The organism is Shewanella sp. SM32 (assembly GCF_025654235.1).
GTDB classification, from domain to species: Bacteria; Pseudomonadota; Gammaproteobacteria; order Enterobacterales; family Shewanellaceae; genus Shewanella; species Shewanella oncorhynchi.
Map to the genome: position 1 here is coordinate 24655 of NZ_JAKKRO010000022.1, position 18116 is coordinate 42770.

The 18116-nt window shown below is 44.6% G+C and carries 13 protein-coding genes; 7 read left to right on the top strand and 6 right to left on the bottom strand.

Features of this window, described 5'->3' with window-relative positions; genetic code table 11:
- Positions 1 to 91: 91 nt before the first annotated feature.
- Positions 92 to 2275, bottom strand: coding sequence for a prolyl oligopeptidase family serine peptidase (locus tag L5M10_RS11050; RefSeq protein ID WP_173496538.1), 2184 nt, complete (start codon positions 2273 to 2275; stop codon positions 92 to 94).
- Positions 2276 to 3035: 760 nt separating this feature from the next.
- Entirely contained in the window at positions 3036 to 3905 is an 870-nt protein-coding gene (gene motY, locus L5M10_RS11055) for a flagellar protein MotY (protein WP_263199126.1), read from the bottom strand.
- Positions 3906 to 4046: 141 nt separating this feature from the next.
- On the opposite strand from motY, the gene rnt reads away from it, so the two are divergent.
- Positions 4047 to 4718: a ribonuclease T gene (gene rnt / locus L5M10_RS11060; protein WP_263255269.1), complete on the top strand. Its 672-nt coding sequence runs from the start codon at positions 4047 to 4049 to the stop codon at positions 4716 to 4718.
- Between the two features lie 100 nt (positions 4719 to 4818).
- Here the strand turns inward: rnt and L5M10_RS11065 are convergent, their stop codons facing one another.
- Positions 4819 to 5424 carry a peroxiredoxin C gene (locus tag L5M10_RS11065; RefSeq protein WP_006081247.1) on the bottom strand — a complete coding sequence of 202 codons (606 nt, stop codon included), beginning with the start codon at positions 5422 to 5424 and terminating at the stop codon, positions 4819 to 4821.
- 385 nt (positions 5425 to 5809) lie between these two features.
- Here L5M10_RS11065 and L5M10_RS11070 point away from each other — a divergent pair, with 385 nt between their 5' ends.
- Positions 5810 to 7129 (top strand): Na+/H+ antiporter family protein, encoded by a 1320-nt coding sequence (locus tag L5M10_RS11070; RefSeq protein WP_173496537.1) that lies wholly within the window; start codon positions 5810 to 5812, stop codon positions 7127 to 7129.
- A gap of 212 nt (positions 7130 to 7341) precedes the next feature.
- Here L5M10_RS11070 and L5M10_RS11075 read toward each other — a convergent pair whose 3' ends face one another.
- On the bottom strand, positions 7342 to 8757 hold the full coding sequence (locus tag L5M10_RS11075) for a GGDEF domain-containing protein (RefSeq protein WP_263255270.1): 1416 nt from the start codon (positions 8755 to 8757) through the stop codon (positions 7342 to 7344).
- Positions 8758 to 9009: 252 nt separating this feature from the next.
- Positions 9010 to 9636, bottom strand: a complete 627-nt coding sequence (upp, locus tag L5M10_RS11080; protein ID WP_011789711.1) for a uracil phosphoribosyltransferase — start codon at positions 9634 to 9636, stop codon at positions 9010 to 9012.
- Positions 9637 to 9966: 330 nt separating this feature from the next.
- Between upp and purM the strand changes: the two genes are divergently transcribed.
- The 5 genes from purM to asnB all read left to right on the top strand — a co-directional run bounded on the left by purM (position 9967) and on the right by asnB (position 16721).
- Complete coding sequence (purM, locus tag L5M10_RS11085) at positions 9967 to 11004, top strand: phosphoribosylformylglycinamidine cyclo-ligase (protein ID WP_263163150.1); 1038 nt, start codon at positions 9967 to 9969, stop codon at positions 11002 to 11004.
- Positions 11004 to 11648, top strand: coding sequence for a phosphoribosylglycinamide formyltransferase (gene purN / locus L5M10_RS11090; RefSeq protein WP_113938787.1), 645 nt, complete (start codon positions 11004 to 11006; stop codon positions 11646 to 11648). Before purM ends, purN begins: the two co-directional genes overlap by 1 nt.
- A 159-nt stretch (positions 11649 to 11807) precedes the next feature.
- Positions 11808 to 12554 (top strand): HAD-IIA family hydrolase, encoded by a 747-nt coding sequence (locus L5M10_RS11095; protein WP_028760358.1) that lies wholly within the window; start codon positions 11808 to 11810, stop codon positions 12552 to 12554.
- 241 nt (positions 12555 to 12795) lie between these two features.
- Complete coding sequence (locus L5M10_RS11100; RefSeq protein WP_263255271.1) at positions 12796 to 14472, top strand: M28 family metallopeptidase; 1677 nt, start codon at positions 12796 to 12798, stop codon at positions 14470 to 14472.
- A gap of 584 nt (positions 14473 to 15056) precedes the next feature.
- On the top strand, positions 15057 to 16721 hold the full coding sequence (gene asnB, locus L5M10_RS11105) for an asparagine synthase B (protein ID WP_263144563.1): 1665 nt from the start codon (positions 15057 to 15059) through the stop codon (positions 16719 to 16721).
- Positions 16722 to 16891: 170 nt separating this feature from the next.
- On the opposite strand, the gene L5M10_RS11110 is transcribed toward asnB, so the two are convergent.
- Positions 16892 to 18031, bottom strand: a complete 1140-nt coding sequence (locus L5M10_RS11110; RefSeq protein ID WP_198572251.1) for a patatin family protein — start codon at positions 18029 to 18031, stop codon at positions 16892 to 16894.
- Positions 18032 to 18116 lie beyond the last annotated feature (85 nt).

An 18116-nucleotide genomic window follows, 5' to 3' on the forward strand; every position in this document is an offset into this window, starting at 1 on the left:
ATATAGATAGGAATAGCGCGGGTTTCAGATGAATAGGGGCAATTGTAAAAGAGAATGGGGTCAAACGACCCCATTTTATTAACATAGTTAGTTATTTTGCGATAGCTTGTGGCAAGGTTAAGCCAAAACTCTGCCACAAGAAACTGTAGATGTCGGCAAATTCGTCGATCTTCATCGCCGTGGGCTTACCCGCTCCATGACCAGCATTTGACTCGATACGCATAATGACTGGTTTATTGCCCTGCTGTTTCTCCTGCAGCATGGCCGCAAACTTGAAACTGTGTAATGGCACAACACGATCATCATGATCCGCTGTCATTACCATAGTCGCAGGATAAGCTTGCGCTTTTACATTGTGATAGGGCGAATAAGCCAATAGCGCAGGGAATTGCTCTGCTTTATCGGCACTACCGTATTCACTCGTCCAAGCCCAACCAATAGTGAACTTGTGAAAACGCAGCATATCCAACACGCCCACGGCAGGTAATACGGCAGCAAAAAGTTCAGGACGTTGAGTCACAGCAGCGCCCATCAACAGACCACCATTACTGCGGCCATAGGCACCGAGTTTAGAGCTGTTGGTATATTTTTCGCTGACCAGATATTCAGCAGCAGCAAAATAGTCATCAAACACATTTTGCTTTTTGTCGAACATCCCCGCTTGATGCCAGCTTTCGCCATACTCAGCACCGCCACGTAAACTCGGCACGGCATAAATGCCACCCATGTCTAACCAAGCGATATTGGCAGGGCTAAAACGTGGTGTCATCGAAATGGCAAAACCACCATAGGCATAAAGTAATGTCGGATTTTGGCCGTTTTTCACTAAGCCCTTTTTATAGGAGAGCATCATAGGCACACGCGTACCGTCTTTGCTGCTATAGAAAACCTGTTCAGAAACATAGTCATCGGGATTAAACGAGACTTTGGGTTTAGCAATGACGGTTGAACCGCCAGTTTTAAAATCAAACTTATAGGTGGTTTCAGGCTGAATATAACTATTGAACACATAATAGAAATAATCTTTGCTGGCTTTACCAAAAGGCCCTGCCACATTGCCAAGACCAGGCAATGTCACATCTTGACGCTTCTGACCACCCATACTGTAAATCGATAATTGACCCAACACATCATGTAAATAACTCACCACTAAATGGTCATTAATAATGGCGACATTATTAATCGGATCTTTAGACTCAGGAATAATCGTTTGCCATTGCGATTTATCACTATTGCGGGTGTCAATCGCAATCACTTTACCATTAGGCGCCTCTAAGTCGGTTTTGAAATAAAACACTGAACCATCATTACCGAGAAACTCATATTCAGCTTCTAATTTGAGGATCAATTCCACCACTTGGGATTTAGGCTCAAATAACGATTTATAGAAGAAACGATTACGCTTATCCGTACCTTGAGAAATCGACAGTAATAAGTATTCACCTTTCTCAGAGACATCAATGCCAAAGCCCCAATCTTTATTCTGTGGACGCTCATAAATCAATAGATCTTGATGTTGGTCTGTGCCTAATTTGTGGTAATACACTTTTTGGTTAAAATTAACGTCAGCTAAGACATCACCCCCTGCTGGGGCATCATAACGGGCGTAGAACACACCTTGGTTTTCTTTATCCCACACTGCGCTAGAAAATTTAATCCATTTCAGTTCATCGGCCAGTTTCTTACCGGTTGCAATATCAACGAACTGCCATTGTTGCCAATCTGAGCCAGAATTTGAAACGCCATAGGCTAAAATTTTACCGTCATTACTCACTGCCACGCCGGATAAGGCAACAGTACCATCCGCAGACAGTTTATTTGGGTCAAGAACAGGCTTTTCAACACCATCTAAACCTTTAACGTACAAAACCGATTGCGCCTGTAGGCCATCATTACGGTAGTAAAATTGATTGTCGCCGTTTTCAAACGGAGCAGAGACTTTTTCGTAATTCCAAAGTTCTGTAATACGTTCGACCACAGCTTGTTTATTGGGGATCTTAGCGAGGTAGGCTTGACCAAAGTCTTGTTGTTCTTTTACCCACTCTTCAGTTTCAGGCGTATTGGCCTCCAGATGACGATAAGGGTCGGCCACTGCGACACCATGAATGGTTTCGACGAGGTCATCTTTTTCAGTAACAGGGTAAACGAGTTTAGTTGCGCTTGCCTGCTCAGTCGAATTTTGCTCAGGTGCATTGCCACTTTGGCAGGCACCGAGTGCCATCCCCAATGTGGCCACTAACAAACCTTGCTTTGCAAGGCGAAATCTTAATGCCATCGTGTTGTCGTCCTTCTTATGGTTTCGGGCTTAAGGCCTTTTCAGCAAGTACTATACAAGCAAAAAAAATCATGGCAATGGCGTAACTTAATATGAAGTTTTTTAAGCTGTATCGTGAATTTAACAAAATAGCAGCAAGGATAAGCTTATTGAAGTGTATTATTATGCATTAATAGTGAGTTATAAGTTATTAATCAAGGTAAATAGTGACTTAAGTGATATAAATCACCTTTGTAGCCATTAGAATTACTAATGTTTATGGGCAATTTTTCTCGTTTGTTTTACAACAGGTTTCCCAATAGAATGTGCTTGTTTTCAGGAGATAACTGCTTGCAGATATCGAAAACAAAGAACTTTTAAACTGGTGTGTTCCCAACACTTCAGTTTCTTTTCTGGTTCTTATGCTTGACTTCCTTCCTTCAATTTGTTGATTGCAAATGCATTATTTTTGCGGCCCGCTTAGTTTAAGCGGGCTTTTTTTTAGCATTTCAAACACAATCCTGATTATTGCAACGGCCAAGTTTTATACTTCATCTATATTACTCGTACTTATCCCACTCTCGCTTTCTGCAGTACTTGTTGAGGTGGATATGTCATATCTACAAATTAAAAAATCTCATTATTTTTACCCATACGCGCAAATTGAGCGAATCATTCGATTAAAGTGGCATACTGCCTGAACTCTCCTTCTTTTAAAAACGACAATGCCAAGTCATAAACTTGGCATTGGAAAACACTTAAAACCTAGGTAAAACAAACACTACAAAGGTTTACTGATCCGTATAACAACACGACGGTTACGCGCCCTTTCATCCATTTCATCATTGGAAGCCACGTGACGACGCTCACCATGCCCAAATGTGACAATACGATCTTGAGGAATACCACTGGCAACAAAGAACTCTTTTACAGACGCAGCTCGTGTATCCGACACTTTCTGGTTTACTGAACGGCCGCCATAGCTGTCGGTATACGCATCCACCAGCACTAACTCTACCAAGGGATCATAGGCTAAATATTCTTGCACCCGAGACAGTTGTTGCTGGGAGAAACGAGTTAAATCGGTTCCGCCTTCATCGTAATTTAATACAGTAAAAGCGATATCTTCAAAGCTATAGGGCAATAAATGCGCTAGACAAGCTTTAAACTCAGTATATTTACGGCCAAAATTAGCTGAAGACAAACCCACAGCTATCTTATTCGACTCGTTATACCAATCAGCATAGTAAAACGTTGGTTCCATACCGCGACTCAACTCTGCCAACATAGACCAAGCTGCACGCTTAGGCACTTCACCGTTAAAGTACTTTTGATAATGTAATGACGTGATCTCTTTCGATACCACACCAGGACGCCACTGCGGCGCGCGGCTAATTAATTTCGCCTGCGTCACTTGATCAGGTTTTACCCACATATCTAAGGTAAAAGTCATATTCTGCTGTTTACCCGCTTCACTGGTAAAAATCGCTTTACCGTAAGAAGGAATATCATGCTCAAGGCGACAGACGATGGGAGTATTTTCACTCACTCGCCACTGGGAATCACTTAAAGAGGCGACATAATGGCGCAACTCTGCCATTGCAGTTGCTGGAACGCATAAAATTGATACTAATATCAGTTTTCGCCACATAGCCTTTACTCATGTTTAATCGGTTACATGGCTTTATCGGCAAACTATTTAGTTCCTTTAGCTCATAAAACCACCAATCAAGCATGACACACCCCAACACATTTAGCATAATAGCGCCCTGTGAATTTTCTTGAGTACTTTATGAGTGACATTTGCGACGCGAACAAATTGAAATACCGATTTCGAGGCTACTTTCCCGTAGTCATTGATGTCGAAACTGCGGGCTTCAACTCTCAAACCGATGCGTTGCTAGAAATTGCCGTCACCCTACTAAAAATGGACAATGAAGGTGTAATAGGAATCGATACAACCCTACACTTCCACATTGAGCCCTTTGAAGGCGCAAATTTAGAACCCGAAGCGTTAGCATTCAACGGTATTGATCCCACTAATCCGTTACGGGGAGCGGTGAGCGAGAAAGAAGCCTTTTTAGAAATCTTTAAAGCCGTGAAGAAAGCCCAAAAAGCCTCCGACTGCCATCGCAGTATCATAGTGGCGCACAATGCGGCCTTCGATCATGGTTTTGTGAGTAAGGCGATAGAACGTTGCGACTTAAAACGCTCGCCGTTTCATCCTTTTGCCACCTTTGACACAGCAACGCTCGCCGGACTCGCCATTGGTCATACCGTACTTGCCAAGGCATGCATTATGGCGGGTATTCCCTTCGATAATAAAGAAGCCCATTCGGCGCTATATGATACCGAACGTACCGCGGAGCTTTTTTGTCACATCGTGAATCGTTGGAAATCATTAGGTGGCTGGCCGTTACTGGCCGTGGGTGCGCAGGATGCAGAAAGCAGTACTGTAGAATAAATTGAACAGTTAACAATAGATCTTCAGCAATGAAAAACAAAAAAGCTGCCATTGGCAGCTTTTTTCATTTAACAGGCGACTGTGATTAGAAAAGTACTAATTACAGTGAGCTTGCGTTTTCAGACAGGTAAGCAGCAACACCTTCAGTGCTTGCATTCATACCTTTATCGCCTTTTTCCCAGCCAGCAGGACAAACATCACCGTGCTCTTCATGGAATTGCAGTGCATCGATCATACGTAGCATTTCATCAACGTTACGGCCTAATGGCAGATCGTTAACGACTTGGTGACGAACCATGCCTTCTTTGTCGATCAGGAATGAACCACGGAAAGCCACACCCGCTTCTGGATGCTCAACATCGTATGCTTTGCAGATTTCATGTTTAACATCAGCCACTAGCGTGTATTTAACTTGGCCAATACCGCCTTTTTCAACTGGGGTGTTACGCCATGCATTGTGGGTAAACTGAGAATCGATAGACACACCAATCACTTCTACGCCACGCTTAGTGAACTCTTCCATACGGTGATCAAAAGCGATCAACTCTGATGGGCAAACGAAAGTGAAGTCAAGTGGATAGAAGAATACGACGGCTGGTTTGCCTTTGATGGCTGCAGTCAAGTTAAAGCTATCAACGATTTCGCCAGAACCTAATACAGCTGCAGCAGTAAAATCAGGAGCCTGACGGCCTACTAATACGCTCATTTTATATCTCCATCTATGAGTTGAACTAAGTGTAAGGCAAGATGCCTTCTAGCCAGTATGTTCTCAACCTAGGTCAAGTTAAATCCTTACTGATTAAAAGGTGTTCTTACCAATCAAATCCTTAGGCATTATAAGTCGTGTGCTGTGCCTTACAACCTATTTAAGACCAATATCACATTTTTCAAGGGTATTTCCGTTTTGCCTGACTAAGGATAGAGCAATCTGCGTATCCTGTGTGCGGAGCAATCCACATTCGGCTAACAGACAAAACCCAGCATGATCACATTTTCAGATATTTTTCAGATAAGCCCTCGGCAAACTGGACATCCACTGCCTTTGCAGTCGAAAATAGCTCCTTTGGCTTAAAGAATTAAGAAAATTGATAATGAATGCAGTCGTAATTGCAGTGTGCTTAATGTTAGCACTCAGTTTAGCTAGGGTGAATGTGGTTATTGCCCTGACCGTGAGCGCCCTCGTGGCGGGATTAGTAGGCGGAATGGATCTGCACCAAACTATAGATGCCTTTAATACAGGCTTAGGTGGCGGCGCACAAATTGCGCTCAGTTACGCATTATTAGGCGCCTTCGCTGTCGCACTATCGCATTCAGGTTTAACGACGCTGATTTCCAGAAGCATCATTAGTAGCCTTGGACAAGATCCTAATCCCACTAACACTAACTGGGTACGCTGGTTACTGCTGTTATCGCTACTCGTCATGTCGATGGCTTCACAGAATATTTTACCGATCCATATCGCCTTTATTCCGATTTTAGTGCCACCACTCTTACATGTGATGACCAAACTGAACATCGACCGCCGCCTTGTGGCTTGTGTTCTCACCTTCGGCCTAGTCACCACCTATATGATTTTACCGATTGGTTTTGGTGGCATTTTCTTAAATGATATTCTGCTTTCTAACTTAACCAGCAATGGCTTAGCCGCTGCTCGTGAGCAAATTCCGCCAGCCATGTTAATCCCTGCCGCGGGTATGGTCGTAGGGTTACTCACCGCAGTATTCATCAGTTACCGTAAACCTCGGACTTACGACGAGGCAAAAGTGTTGGTCGCTGAACCTGAAGAAAATCTCAACAAACGCAATATCATCATTGCTGCACTGGCGATATTAGCCACTCTCGTCGTACAACTTGAAACTGACTCTATGATTTTTGGTGCCTTAGTCGGCTTCATGATTTTCAGTTTTTCGGGAGCCTTGAAGCATGTCGCCGACCAAGATATTTTCAACCAAGGTGTGCGAATGATGGCCAATATCGGCTTTATCATGATTTCAGCAGCTGGCTTTGCCGCTGTCGTGAAAGAAACCGGTGAAGTGGGTACGCTTGTGGCCTCGCTTAGCGACATCATTGGGGATAATAAAGCCCTCGCAGCCTTCTTAATGCTACTGGTTGGTCTACTAATCACTATGGGAATTGGGTCGTCTTTCTCCACCATTCCAATTATCGCGACGATATATGTACCATTGGCATTGAGTTTTGGTTTTTCAGTAGCGGCCACAATCGCGTTAGTTGGCACTGCCGCCGCGCTGGGTGATGCGGGCTCGCCAGCATCAGATTCCACCTTAGGTCCCACTGCAGGTTTGAATGCCGATGGTCAACACGACCACATTCGTGACAGCGTGATCCCAACATTTATCCACTACAATATTCCACTATTAGTGTTTGGGTGGATTGCGGCCATGGTGTTGTAAGTGTTATCGCAGATGTTTACATTACCGGATTAGAAAGTAACAACAGCGCGGCATTCTCCGCGCTGTTTTTTATCGCGGGTATTCACTTTATTGCGGGCAGCAGGTTAACTCACTGATTCACTCGATAACTCACGTAATAATGAACGTAATAATGAACGTAATAATTAACGTAATAATTAACGTAATAATTAACGTAATAATTAACGTGATAATTAAGATGTCGGGTCAAGCTTGCGACTTCCTTGCTTATTCTTTTTATCCTCATATAACGCTTTATCCGCCGCTTGTAGCACTGCCTCAAAGGAAGCATAATCTTGCGAATCAGCCACACCGCAGGAGACTGTCAGCACATTTAAAAACTGCCGCTCTGCGACCGCCTGACGTAAATGTTCAGCCAACAATAAGGCCCGTTCAAAAGTACAATTAGCTAAGATAACGACAAACTCATCACCGCCGGTTCTGATTAACAAATCATTTTCTCGAAATACACTGCGCATCGCATCAACAATTTGCATGATCGCCATATCCCCGAGTTTATGCCCATAGGTATCATTAATGGTTTTGATTTTGTCGCCATCCACGCAGATCACCGCGTAATGCCCCTTAGTTGCGACATCAAACAGTGTGGTCTCATAGACTTTCTTATTATAGGTTCGAGTAAAAGCATCCAATAACATCGCTTCACTAAACCGTTGACGCTCAGTACGAAGTTTCCTAAAACGATTGATATTAATTTGAACGAAGAAGATCACGATAGATAACAAAAACCATAGGGGCAAATTCCACACAATGAAACGAAATATACTGATTTTATATGTCAGTGAAGTCATGTTATCTAAATGATTTGTCATCGAATAAAACAAGAACTCCGGCGTCAATTCAGCCCAAAGGCTATCTGTCGTGATCACCAACTCAGTACCATAATCCGTTTTCTGTAATTCAACATGTTTATTACGCATAAAAACCGACGTCATTAGAGCCGTGTCGGCAATAACATCACCGATGAAATGATTAGGATCATTAGATGATGAAATCGGTGATGCCATCGATAAAATGACTTTTCCACTGACTTCATCTTGATAAGGAATGGATAATACGATTCCATCGGCTAAGGACTCTGGGGTCGCGTCTTTCGCGCAATAGTGCAGACTCTGACAAAACTCATTCGTTGAAGTACGGTCTTTAATCAGCCGCGCTTTTACGTCCTCAGGAATTGGGGAGGCAAAATACATGGCATCACTGCGATAAAGTCCCACATACAGAAATATATCTTCGACATTGGTCTTTTTACTGGTTTTACTGGAATAGAGATAATCAAAATAGCGTAAGACTTGCTCTTCTTCTGCGGAAAGCACTCCCCCTTGCGGCAGCATTAATCTAGAAGGGTCAAGCTGAAAAAGCGCTAAAGAGGATTTATTGAAATCAATAATATCATGCAGAGATAAGCTTTTACCGAGCAGTTCAATATAACTCGGTGTAAGTTGCTCGTTTTTTACAAAAGACACAAAGGATTTATGCTCTCTATCGATTTTAAACGATAATAGAATAAGTAGGAGTACGACAAACAAGAGGGTCGCAAATTCAAATGATCGACGCAATAATAACCAGTTGAGAGCCGAATTTCCCATAATTCCTCTTAATCCCTGTTCTACCGATATGTACCTTGCACAAAACGTAAACTGCGATCAATAAAATTGCAAAATAAGCCAATAAAAACAACTTCAATAGAGAATTATTATTTACCTTATCCTAAACTTTAGCAGCTTAAGATAAAGTTGTTATTACTGTATTGAACAAAAACAAAAAGGGAGCCCAGGCTCCCTTACTGACCACATCCGCTCAATTGAGCATCAGCAACTCTGATTATTTAGCAACTTTAGCTATTTAGTACCAAAGATTTTATCGCCCGCATCACCAAGACCTGGCAGGATATAGCCTTTCTCGTTTAAGCATCTATCGATAGCGGCAGTATATAATTCGATATCCGGATGCGCCGCTTCTAAGGCTTTAATGCCTTCAGGCGCAGCCACTAGCACTAGGGCCTTAATTGAAGTACAACCGCGCTTTTTCAATAAATCGACGGTCGCAATCATAGAACCACCTGTCGCCAACATAGGGTCAACAACTAAGGCGATACGCTCGTTCATGTCGCTGGCCAGCTTCTCAAAATAAGGCACTGGCTCAAGGGTCTCTTCATCACGGTAAATACCGACAACTGAGATACGCGCACTTGGAATGTGCTCGAGTACGCCGTCCATCATGCCCAAACCCGCACGTAAAATTGGCACAACAGTGACTTTCTTACCTTTGATTTGATCGACTTCAACCGGACCATTCCAGCCTTCAATCGTCACCGTTTCAGTTTCGAAATCTGCGGTAGCTTCATAGGTTAATAAACTACCCACTTCGGCGGCTAGTTCACGGAAACGTTTAGTGCTAATGTCACCTTCGCGCATTAAACCGATTTTGTGACGCACTAAAGGATGTTTAACCTCGACAACTTTCATTTTTCTCTCCTGCTTATTTTTCGGCGTATTATTTTAGGCAAATTTTTCAGATTCTAGTTGATTTGTTTACTAGGTAAAACAGAAAGTTTTGCCATTCGGTCTAATCGTGAGCTATCTCGCAAGAATAATCCCCAATCGTCTAAGATACCTACTGTGATTTACTATTTTGTGACCAAACTCAAGACCTCTAAAAATAGAATATCTCGCATTCAGACCAAAAAAACTCCGCCGAGGGGCATAAATCCAAATCATGACTTTCGACCCCTAGCACAAGCTGGTAGAATACCGCCGCATAAAATCCAATAACGATGTACCCGAGAGGATCCCTCCGTGAGCACACCTACCCCACTGAGCTATAAAGATGCCGGCGTTGATATTGATGCAGGTAATGCACTGGTAAGTAACATTAAAGCCGCCGTTAAACGTACCCGTCGTCCAGAAGTTATGGGCAACTTAGGTGGTTTTGGCGCCCTGTGTGAAATCCCCACTAAATACAAACAACCGGTTTTAGTGTCTGGCACCGATGGTGTTGGGACTAAATTACGTTTAGCTATCGACTATAAAAAACATGACACTGTCGGCATAGACTTAGTTGCCATGTGTGTGAACGATCTGATCGTCCAAGGCGCTGAGCCACTGTTTTTCCTCGATTACTACGCAACAGGCAAACTCGATGTTGAAACGGCAACGTCCGTCGTCAACGGCATCGGCGAAGGTTGTTTCCAATCTGGTTGTGCGTTAATTGGCGGTGAAACCGCTGAAATGCCAGGCATGTATGAAGGTGAAGATTACGACCTAGCGGGTTTCTGCGTGGGTGTAGTTGAAAAAGCCGACATTATTGACGGTAGCAAAGTGGCAGCGGGTGATGCGCTTATTGCATTAGCCTCAAGCGGCCCTCATTCAAATGGTTACTCTTTAGTACGTAAAGTATTAGAAGTGAGCCAAGCAAACCCTCAACAAGATCTCAACGGCAAACCGCTGATTGAACATCTACTTGAGCCAACCAAAATTTACGTAAAATCATTGCTCAAACTGATTGAAGCATCTGATGTCCATGCGATGGCGCACATTACTGGCGGCGGCTTCTGGGAAAACATCCCACGCGTACTGCCAGATAATTTAAAAGCGGTTATCCAAGGCGATTCATGGCAATGGCCCGCTGTTTTCAGTTGGTTAATGGAAAATGGCAACATTGCAGAATACGAAATGTATCGCACCTTCAACTGTGGCGTCGGCATGTTAGTCGCGCTGCCAGCCGATAAAGTAGATGCAGCACTTGCATTACTGGCTGCAGAAGGCGAACAAGCATGGCTTATCGGTGCTATCGCACATCGTGAAGGCAATGAAGAGCAAGTGGAGATCCTGTAATGCCCCAGAGCTGTCGTGTAGTTGTATTAATTTCCGGAAATGGCAGTAACCTGCAAGCGGTTATCGACGGTTGCGATGATAATCTGCAGGCCGAAGTTGTCGGAGTCATCAGTAATAAACCCGATGCCTATGGCCTAGTGCGCGCCCATCATGGCGAAATTGATACCAGCTGCGTGATAGCTCACCAAGGTGAATCTCGCTCTGAATACGATGCACGTTTAATGACAGTGATTGAAAAGTACCAGCCCGATTTAATCGTGTTGGCGGGATTTATGCGGATCTTAACCGATGATTTCGTGAATCATTACCTAGGTCGCATGATCAATATTCATCCTTCGCTGCTACCGAAATACACTGGCTTAAACACCCATCAACGTGCCATAGACGCGAACGATAGCGAACATGGTGCCAGCGTGCATTTTGTCACGCCTGAGCTGGATGCTGGCCCAGTGATATTACAGGCCAAAGTGCCTGTTTATGAAGAAGATACGGCTGATATGCTCGCCGCCCGCGTGCATGAGCAAGAACATGCTATTTATCCGCTCGTGGTGAAATGGTTTAGTCAGCAACGTCTTAACATGCAAAATGGCCAAGCCTATCTCGATGGCAACCTTATCGGCCCAAGCGGTTACGCGCCCGATTAGTTCCACTTGACCGTAAGTTGTACCAATCAAAAAAATAGAGACCTTCGGGTCTCTATTTTTTTAACTATTTTCAACAAAAGCATTGTTTTCTTAGGCAATGTGGCATTAGATAACTTAACGAAAAAGTGATTTTTGATCGGCATGACAAGAGACTATTAGATGAAAAATATTATCTGCGATATCGATGGTGTACTACTGCACGACAATAAACTGATCCCCGGCAGCGACAAATTTATCCAGCGCATTTTAGAGCAAGGCAATCCGTTAGTGATATTGACTAACTATCCCGTACAAACGGGTAAGGATCTGCAAAACCGTTTAAGTGCCGCCGGTATTGATATTCCTGAAGAATGCTTTTACACCTCTGCCATGGCCACCGCCGACTTTTTAAAACACCAAGAAGGCAGCAAGGCCTATGTCATTGGCGAAGGCGCCCTCACCCACGAACTCTACAAAGCAGGCTTTACCATTACCGATATTAATCCCGATTTTGTGATTGTCGGTGAAACCCGCTCATACAACTGGGAGATGATTCATAAAGCCGCAGGCTTCATCGCACGCGGCGCGCGCTTTATTGCCACTAACCCTGATACCCACGGCCCAGCTTACAGCCCTGCTTGTGGCGCACTCTGCTCACCCATCGAACGTATTACCGGTAAAAAACCTTTCTACGTGGGCAAACCGAGCGCATGGATTATTCGCTCAGCACTTAATCATATTGATGGACACTCGGAAGACACTGTCATCATAGGTGACAATATGCGTACCGATATTTTGGCGGGCTTCCAAGCAGGGCTTGAAACCATTCTGGTCACCAGTGGTGTGAGTAAGCTCGAAGATATCGACAAAGAGCCCTTCCGCCCGAACCATGTGTTTGCCTGCGCGGGCGATATAGATGTTGTTTAAACAATTATCTAAACCTTTGTCTAACCCTGCGTAGCCAGTCATTCTGCAAGTCATTCCAACATTACCTATGCAACACGCCTCGCCCAAAGGCGTATTGCATAGGGTAAAGCAACATTAAGTAACATATTCGCCTTCTTCTCAACCTTGTGGCTCACCGCGGCTTGCTTCATGATAAGTCTCGCTTCTGATTGATTAACAGAAATCTAAAATACCTTAATTAAAACAACAGTAGGATTAACCTATGCGACGTCTGTATCCACTCTGTGCGTTGGCCATGCTCAGTGCCTGTAGTCCTAATGCACCAGAGCCTGATGGCAACAGCACTTTGGCTGAACTCAAACCAGTGCAGTTTAATGAAGCGCGCTTTAGAAATGATATTAAAGCCCTGTCATCCGATGAATTTGAAGGCCGCGCGCCCACCACTCACGGTGAAAAACTCACCTTGGATTATTTGACCAAAGCCTTTACAGAGATGGGACTCAAGGGCGCGTACCAAGGCAGCTTTTTACAACCTGTGCCTATGGTGAGCTATACCGCAGATGAAGCGCAGCAAGTCACGCTGGCAGGATTACCCTTTAAATACCGAAAAGATCTAGTGCTCAGCAGTCGCCACGATAACGGTGGTATTAGTATTGAGAACGCACCATTAGTCTTCGTCGGCTATGGGGTGAATGCCCCTGAATATGGTTGGAATGATTACCAAGATCTCGACATGAAAGGCAAAATCGCGGTGATCTTAGTGAACGATCCCGGCTTTGCTCGCCCTGACTCGGGTAAATTCAACGGCAAAGCCATGACCTATTACGGCCGTTGGAGCTACAAATTTGAAGAGGCCAGTCGTCAAGGTGCACTCGGCGCACTGATTATCCATGATACCGAGCCCGCCTCTTACCCTTGGTCCGTGATAGAAAATAGTTGGACTGGACCACAGCAAGATCTGGTCCTCAGTAAAGCAGAACAAGATAGCCGTATCCAAGTCGAAGGCTGGCTTACATTGGACGCGGCTACGCAACTGTTCGATAAAGCCGGTTTATCACTGCCTAATTTAATGGCGCGCGCCGCCGACAGCTCAATCAATTTACCCCTTGAACAAACGGCCAACATCGCCTTTAAAAATAAAGCCGAATACGCAAATAGCTACAATGTGGTCGCCACACTCCACGGCAGCACACAAGCCGACGAGCAAATCCTCTACACCGCCCATTGGGATCACATAGGTAAAGACGAGACGAAAGAAGGCGATCAGATTTATAACGGTGCCATGGATAATGCCTCGGGCACTGCTGGCATTCTCGAAATCGCCAGACAATTAGCCGACAATGCCAAACAAGGCCATGGTTTAGCGCGCTCGGTTACCTTTATCGCTACCACAGGTGAAGAACAGGGCTTACTCGGTTCGCGCTATTACGCCGCCAATCCACTTTACCCTATCGACAAAACCGTGGCAGTGTTAAACCTCGACAGCACGAATATCTACGGTAAAACCAATGACTTTACCATCGTTGGCAAAGGTAAATCTGAGTTAGAAACCTACCTTATCGATGCGGCGAAACAACAAAACCGCATCGCCATGGGTGAGAAAAATCCCGCTTCGGGCGGTTTCTTCCGTTCAGATCATTTCAGCTTTGCCAAACTTGGCGTGCCAGCGGTATTTGCCGGCGGCGGTAGCGACCCCGTTGATGAGGCCACGGCTGCTTATAAAACTCAAATGCAAGCCACAATGAAAGGCTGCTATCACAATGTCTGCGATGAATACCGTGAAGACTGGGATTTGAGCGGCGCGCTGCAAGACTTGCAAATCTACTACCAAGTCACACGCACATTGGGCAACAGTAAAGATTGGCCGGGATACTATCAAGGCACAGAATTCAATAGCCTGCGCCCAGCCAAAACGACGCTTGTAACGGACGCAAAATAACAGGCTGAGTCAGTGGCTTCTTACGAGAGACAGCTTAGTTAGTCGTCTCTTACTTGGCGCCTGCTAGTCGCACCGGTGAAATAAAGCGCCTCCTCCGCCAGCCAAAGCGCCAAACAAGACCTACAAGCACGTGAACCATTCACGTGCTTTTTTGTTTTCAGCCCACAAAAAATGCCGTTATCGCGAAATATCCATCCTGCCACACAATTCTGAATAGTCTTATGCCATTGGTTGATGTCAAACTCGGCGCATTAATTGATTAAAAATAAAACACTTAAACGGGGCAACTCATTGTTTAAGGTCTTTTTTAGCGGTTTTTCTATCATCGATACTTTTTTAAAACACATTGTGAATTCCCCAAAACCCCTCATGCCAAATCAGATAATAAAAACAAATCATCAAAAATAATGCAAATTAAATGAATTATTCTCAAATAAAATTATTAAACATAAACATCTAAATCAACAAAAACACCAATAAACAGATAAAACGTCAAAAATAGTGTTTGGCAAATACCTAAATTGCTGGCACATTAAACCTCAATTGAGACATCCTCAAATGACAGACAGTGTGGGAGTTGTACTATGTGTTCAATCTTTTCGATTTTAGATATCCAATCTGATGCCAAAGAACTGCGCCAAGTCGCGCTAGAAATGTCTAAGCTAATGCGCCACCGTGGCCCTGACTGGTCAGGTATTTATGCCAGTGATAAGGCAATTCTTGCCCACGAACGTTTAGCGATTGTTGACATTGAACACGGTGCTCAGCCGCTGCTGACTGAAGATGGCAGTTTGATCCTTGCGGTCAACGGCGAAATCTATAACCACAAAGAATTGAAAGCCCAGCTAGGCGATAAGTACAGCTATCAAACCAACTCTGACTGCGAAGTAATCTTGGCGCTGTATCAAGAATACGGCACTGAATTTCTTGATAAATTAAACGGTATCTTCGCCTTTGTGTTATATGACAAAGCCCAAGACAGATACCTTATCGGCCGCGATCACATGGGTATCATCCCGCTATACACAGGTCGTGACGCTGCGGGTAACTTCTATGTTGCCTCCGAAATGAAAGCCTTGATGCCAGTGTGTAAAACGGTAGAAGAATTCTTACCGGGCCAGTATCTGTATTCAAAAGATGGTGAAGCCGTTAAATACTATAGCCGCGATTGGCAAAGCTATGATGCGGTTAAAGATAACCCAGCCAGCCAAGAAGAATTACGTGATGCATTAGAAGCAGCGGTCAAACGCCAATTAATGTCAGACGTGCCCTATGGTGTGTTGCTATCAGGTGGCTTAGATTCATCGATCATTTCTGCCGTGACGCAAACCTTTGCTAAACGCCGCATTGAAGACGATGGCGAAACCAACGCTTGGTGGCCACAGTTGCATTCCTTTGCCGTCGGCCTTGAAGGTGCGCCAGATTTAATCGCCGCCAAAAAGGTCGCCGAAGCGATTGGTACGATTCACCATGAGATCCATTTCACCTTCCAAGAAGGCTTAGATGCGATTAAAGAAGTGATCTATCACTTAGAAACCTACGATGTCACCACCATACGTGCTGCCACGCCAATGTATTTAATGGCACGTAAAATCAAAGCGATGGGCATTAAGATGGTGTTATCGGGTGAAGGTGCTGACGAGCTATTTGGCGGCTATTTATACTTCCATAAAGCGCCAAACGCACAGGCATTCCACGAGGAGTTAGTCCGCAAACTCGATAAGCTGCATCTGTTCGATTGTCTGCGAGCCAACAAAGCCATGGCCGCTTGGGGATTAGAAGCTCGCGTGCCCTTCCTCGATAAAGAGTTTATGGATGTGGCGATGCGCATCAACCCTGAAGCGAAAATGTCTAAGGATGGCCGTATTGAGAAACATATTCTGCGTAAAGCCTTTGAGCACAAATTGCCAAAAGAAGTAGCGTGGCGTCAGAAGGAACAATTCAGTGACGGCGTTGGCTACTCTTGGATTGACGGTTTGAAAGAACAAGCTGCAGCGCGTGTGGATGATTTACAATTGGCGAACGCGAAATTCCGTTTCCCATACAACACGCCAGAAACCAAAGAAGCTTATTTCTATCGCTGCTTCTTTGAGGAACATTATCCACTGAGCGGCGCTGCAGAAACGGTTCCAGGCGGTAAATCCGTCGCCTGTTCAACGCCAGAAGCATTGGCTTGGGACGAAAGCTTACGCGGCATTATCGACCCATCAGGCCGAGCAGTACGCTCTGTACACACCTCAAGTTATTAATAGCCTAACGTTGAAGGACTAAGTTCATAAATTAGGTTAATGAGCTAGATTGATGAACTGGTTAATACAGCCAACCACAAGCGCCACCCTAGGGTGGCGCTTGTATTTTGATGCTTTTTACTTTTATTGCTTACTCACGTACAAAATGGTGACTTAGCTAAAATACCAAACTAGGCCGACAGCGCACTGAATGGCTGGATTTGAGCCTGAGTATGAGCGTTAGTATGAATTTGAGTCTTGTCGTTGATTTGCACTTGAGTTTGAAAATGAACATTCATCTGCGTCAACGCCATCGGATCTAAGCTTAAAAACTGCTTTCCGGCACTCAGCCCCGCATGATAATCATGGCGTAAATCCGCATCGGTACTGCCCAGCAATTTACTTTGCAAATTTTCAGCAGCAAAAATCTGCACTATCTCCACATCCTCTGGCGGATTAGCGATGAAATCCAATTCATCCTGATAGGCTTGTTCGTGCTGCACTAAGTAATCTATGGTTTTCGGACAAAAGCCAGAAACACAAATCCAAGATTTTAATTTGTGAACCCAAGCCGATTGCGCCTGAAAATCCTCGCTCACAGTACGGATCACCACAATTTTGCGGGCACCACGACGATAGGCCTCACGCACAGGTAAAGGCGCTGCTAAACCGCCGTCGAGATAAAAATCACTATCAATACCTTCGCTTAATGCAGTGCCATGATCAGAGGCGCTGTTATCAGAAGCGTTATGATTAGCCGCGCCGTTATTAGAAGCCTTGTCGCTATTACAGGCGCGGTCACTCAGCCAAGGCGTGAGTTTCACTCCTTGTTTATACAAAAATGGTAATGCGCTAGAAGCTTTTAGCAATTCGCGCCACTGGCTTTTACTGCTTGGACTTAAAAAATAACCTTTGCGATCACTGGCATTCGTAGTTGTGATCAGTAACTGCCGATGACCGAGTGAGGCTGCCGCCGCGTTAAGATCTAATTTAAACATCCCTTGTCGAGTCTGCTCAAAATACCAATCTAAATCGACTACATTGCCGCCGACTAACCCGCGACCAAGTCGATAGAAACGTTTATGGCGCGATAAACCGCGGATTAAGCGTTTGGCATACCCCTTTTGGCGGGCCAAAAAACTGCTGAGATTCTGTGAGCCTGCTGAGGTACCGATAAACAAATCAAAGGGATCGAATCCGCCATCAAGCCAAGCATCGAGCACGCCTGCGGTGAATATACCGCGCTGACCACCACCTTCTGCAATCAGGGCCACCTGTGGGCTAGCGTTAGATTGAGGGTCTTTGGAGGCTAAGTGGCTGACGGCGTGCATAGGAAAACCTTATCGAATAATTCATATAAGGCGAGTCTAAACAAGCTGAATCAGAAATGATAACGGATAGAAACTATCATCTTAA

Coding starts and splice junctions, on each gene's coding strand:
- asnB (WP_263144563.1), top strand. CDS start 15,057: ATGTGTTCAATCTTTTCGATTTTAGATATCCAATCTGATGCCAAAGAA.
- L5M10_RS11095 (WP_028760358.1), top strand. CDS start 11,808: ATGAAAAATATTATCTGCGATATCGATGGTGTACTACTGCACGACAAT.
- L5M10_RS11075 (WP_263255270.1), bottom strand. CDS start 8,757: ATGGGAAATTCGGCTCTCAACTGGTTATTATTGCGTCGATCATTTGAA.
- L5M10_RS11110 (WP_198572251.1), bottom strand. CDS start 18,031: ATGCACGCCGTCAGCCACTTAGCCTCCAAAGACCCTCAATCTAACGCT.
- upp (WP_011789711.1), bottom strand. CDS start 9,636: ATGAAAGTTGTCGAGGTTAAACATCCTTTAGTGCGTCACAAAATCGGT.
- L5M10_RS11070 (WP_173496537.1), top strand. CDS start 5,810: ATGAATGCAGTCGTAATTGCAGTGTGCTTAATGTTAGCACTCAGTTTA.
- rnt (WP_263255269.1), top strand. CDS start 4,047: ATGAGTGACATTTGCGACGCGAACAAATTGAAATACCGATTTCGAGGC.
- motY (WP_263199126.1), bottom strand. CDS start 3,905: ATGTGGCGAAAACTGATATTAGTATCAATTTTATGCGTTCCAGCAACT.
- L5M10_RS11100 (WP_263255271.1), top strand. CDS start 12,796: ATGCGACGTCTGTATCCACTCTGTGCGTTGGCCATGCTCAGTGCCTGT.
- L5M10_RS11050 (WP_173496538.1), bottom strand. CDS start 2,275: ATGGCATTAAGATTTCGCCTTGCAAAGCAAGGTTTGTTAGTGGCCACA.
- purN (WP_113938787.1), top strand. CDS start 11,004: ATGCCCCAGAGCTGTCGTGTAGTTGTATTAATTTCCGGAAATGGCAGT.
- L5M10_RS11065 (WP_006081247.1), bottom strand. CDS start 5,424: ATGAGCGTATTAGTAGGCCGTCAGGCTCCTGATTTTACTGCTGCAGCT.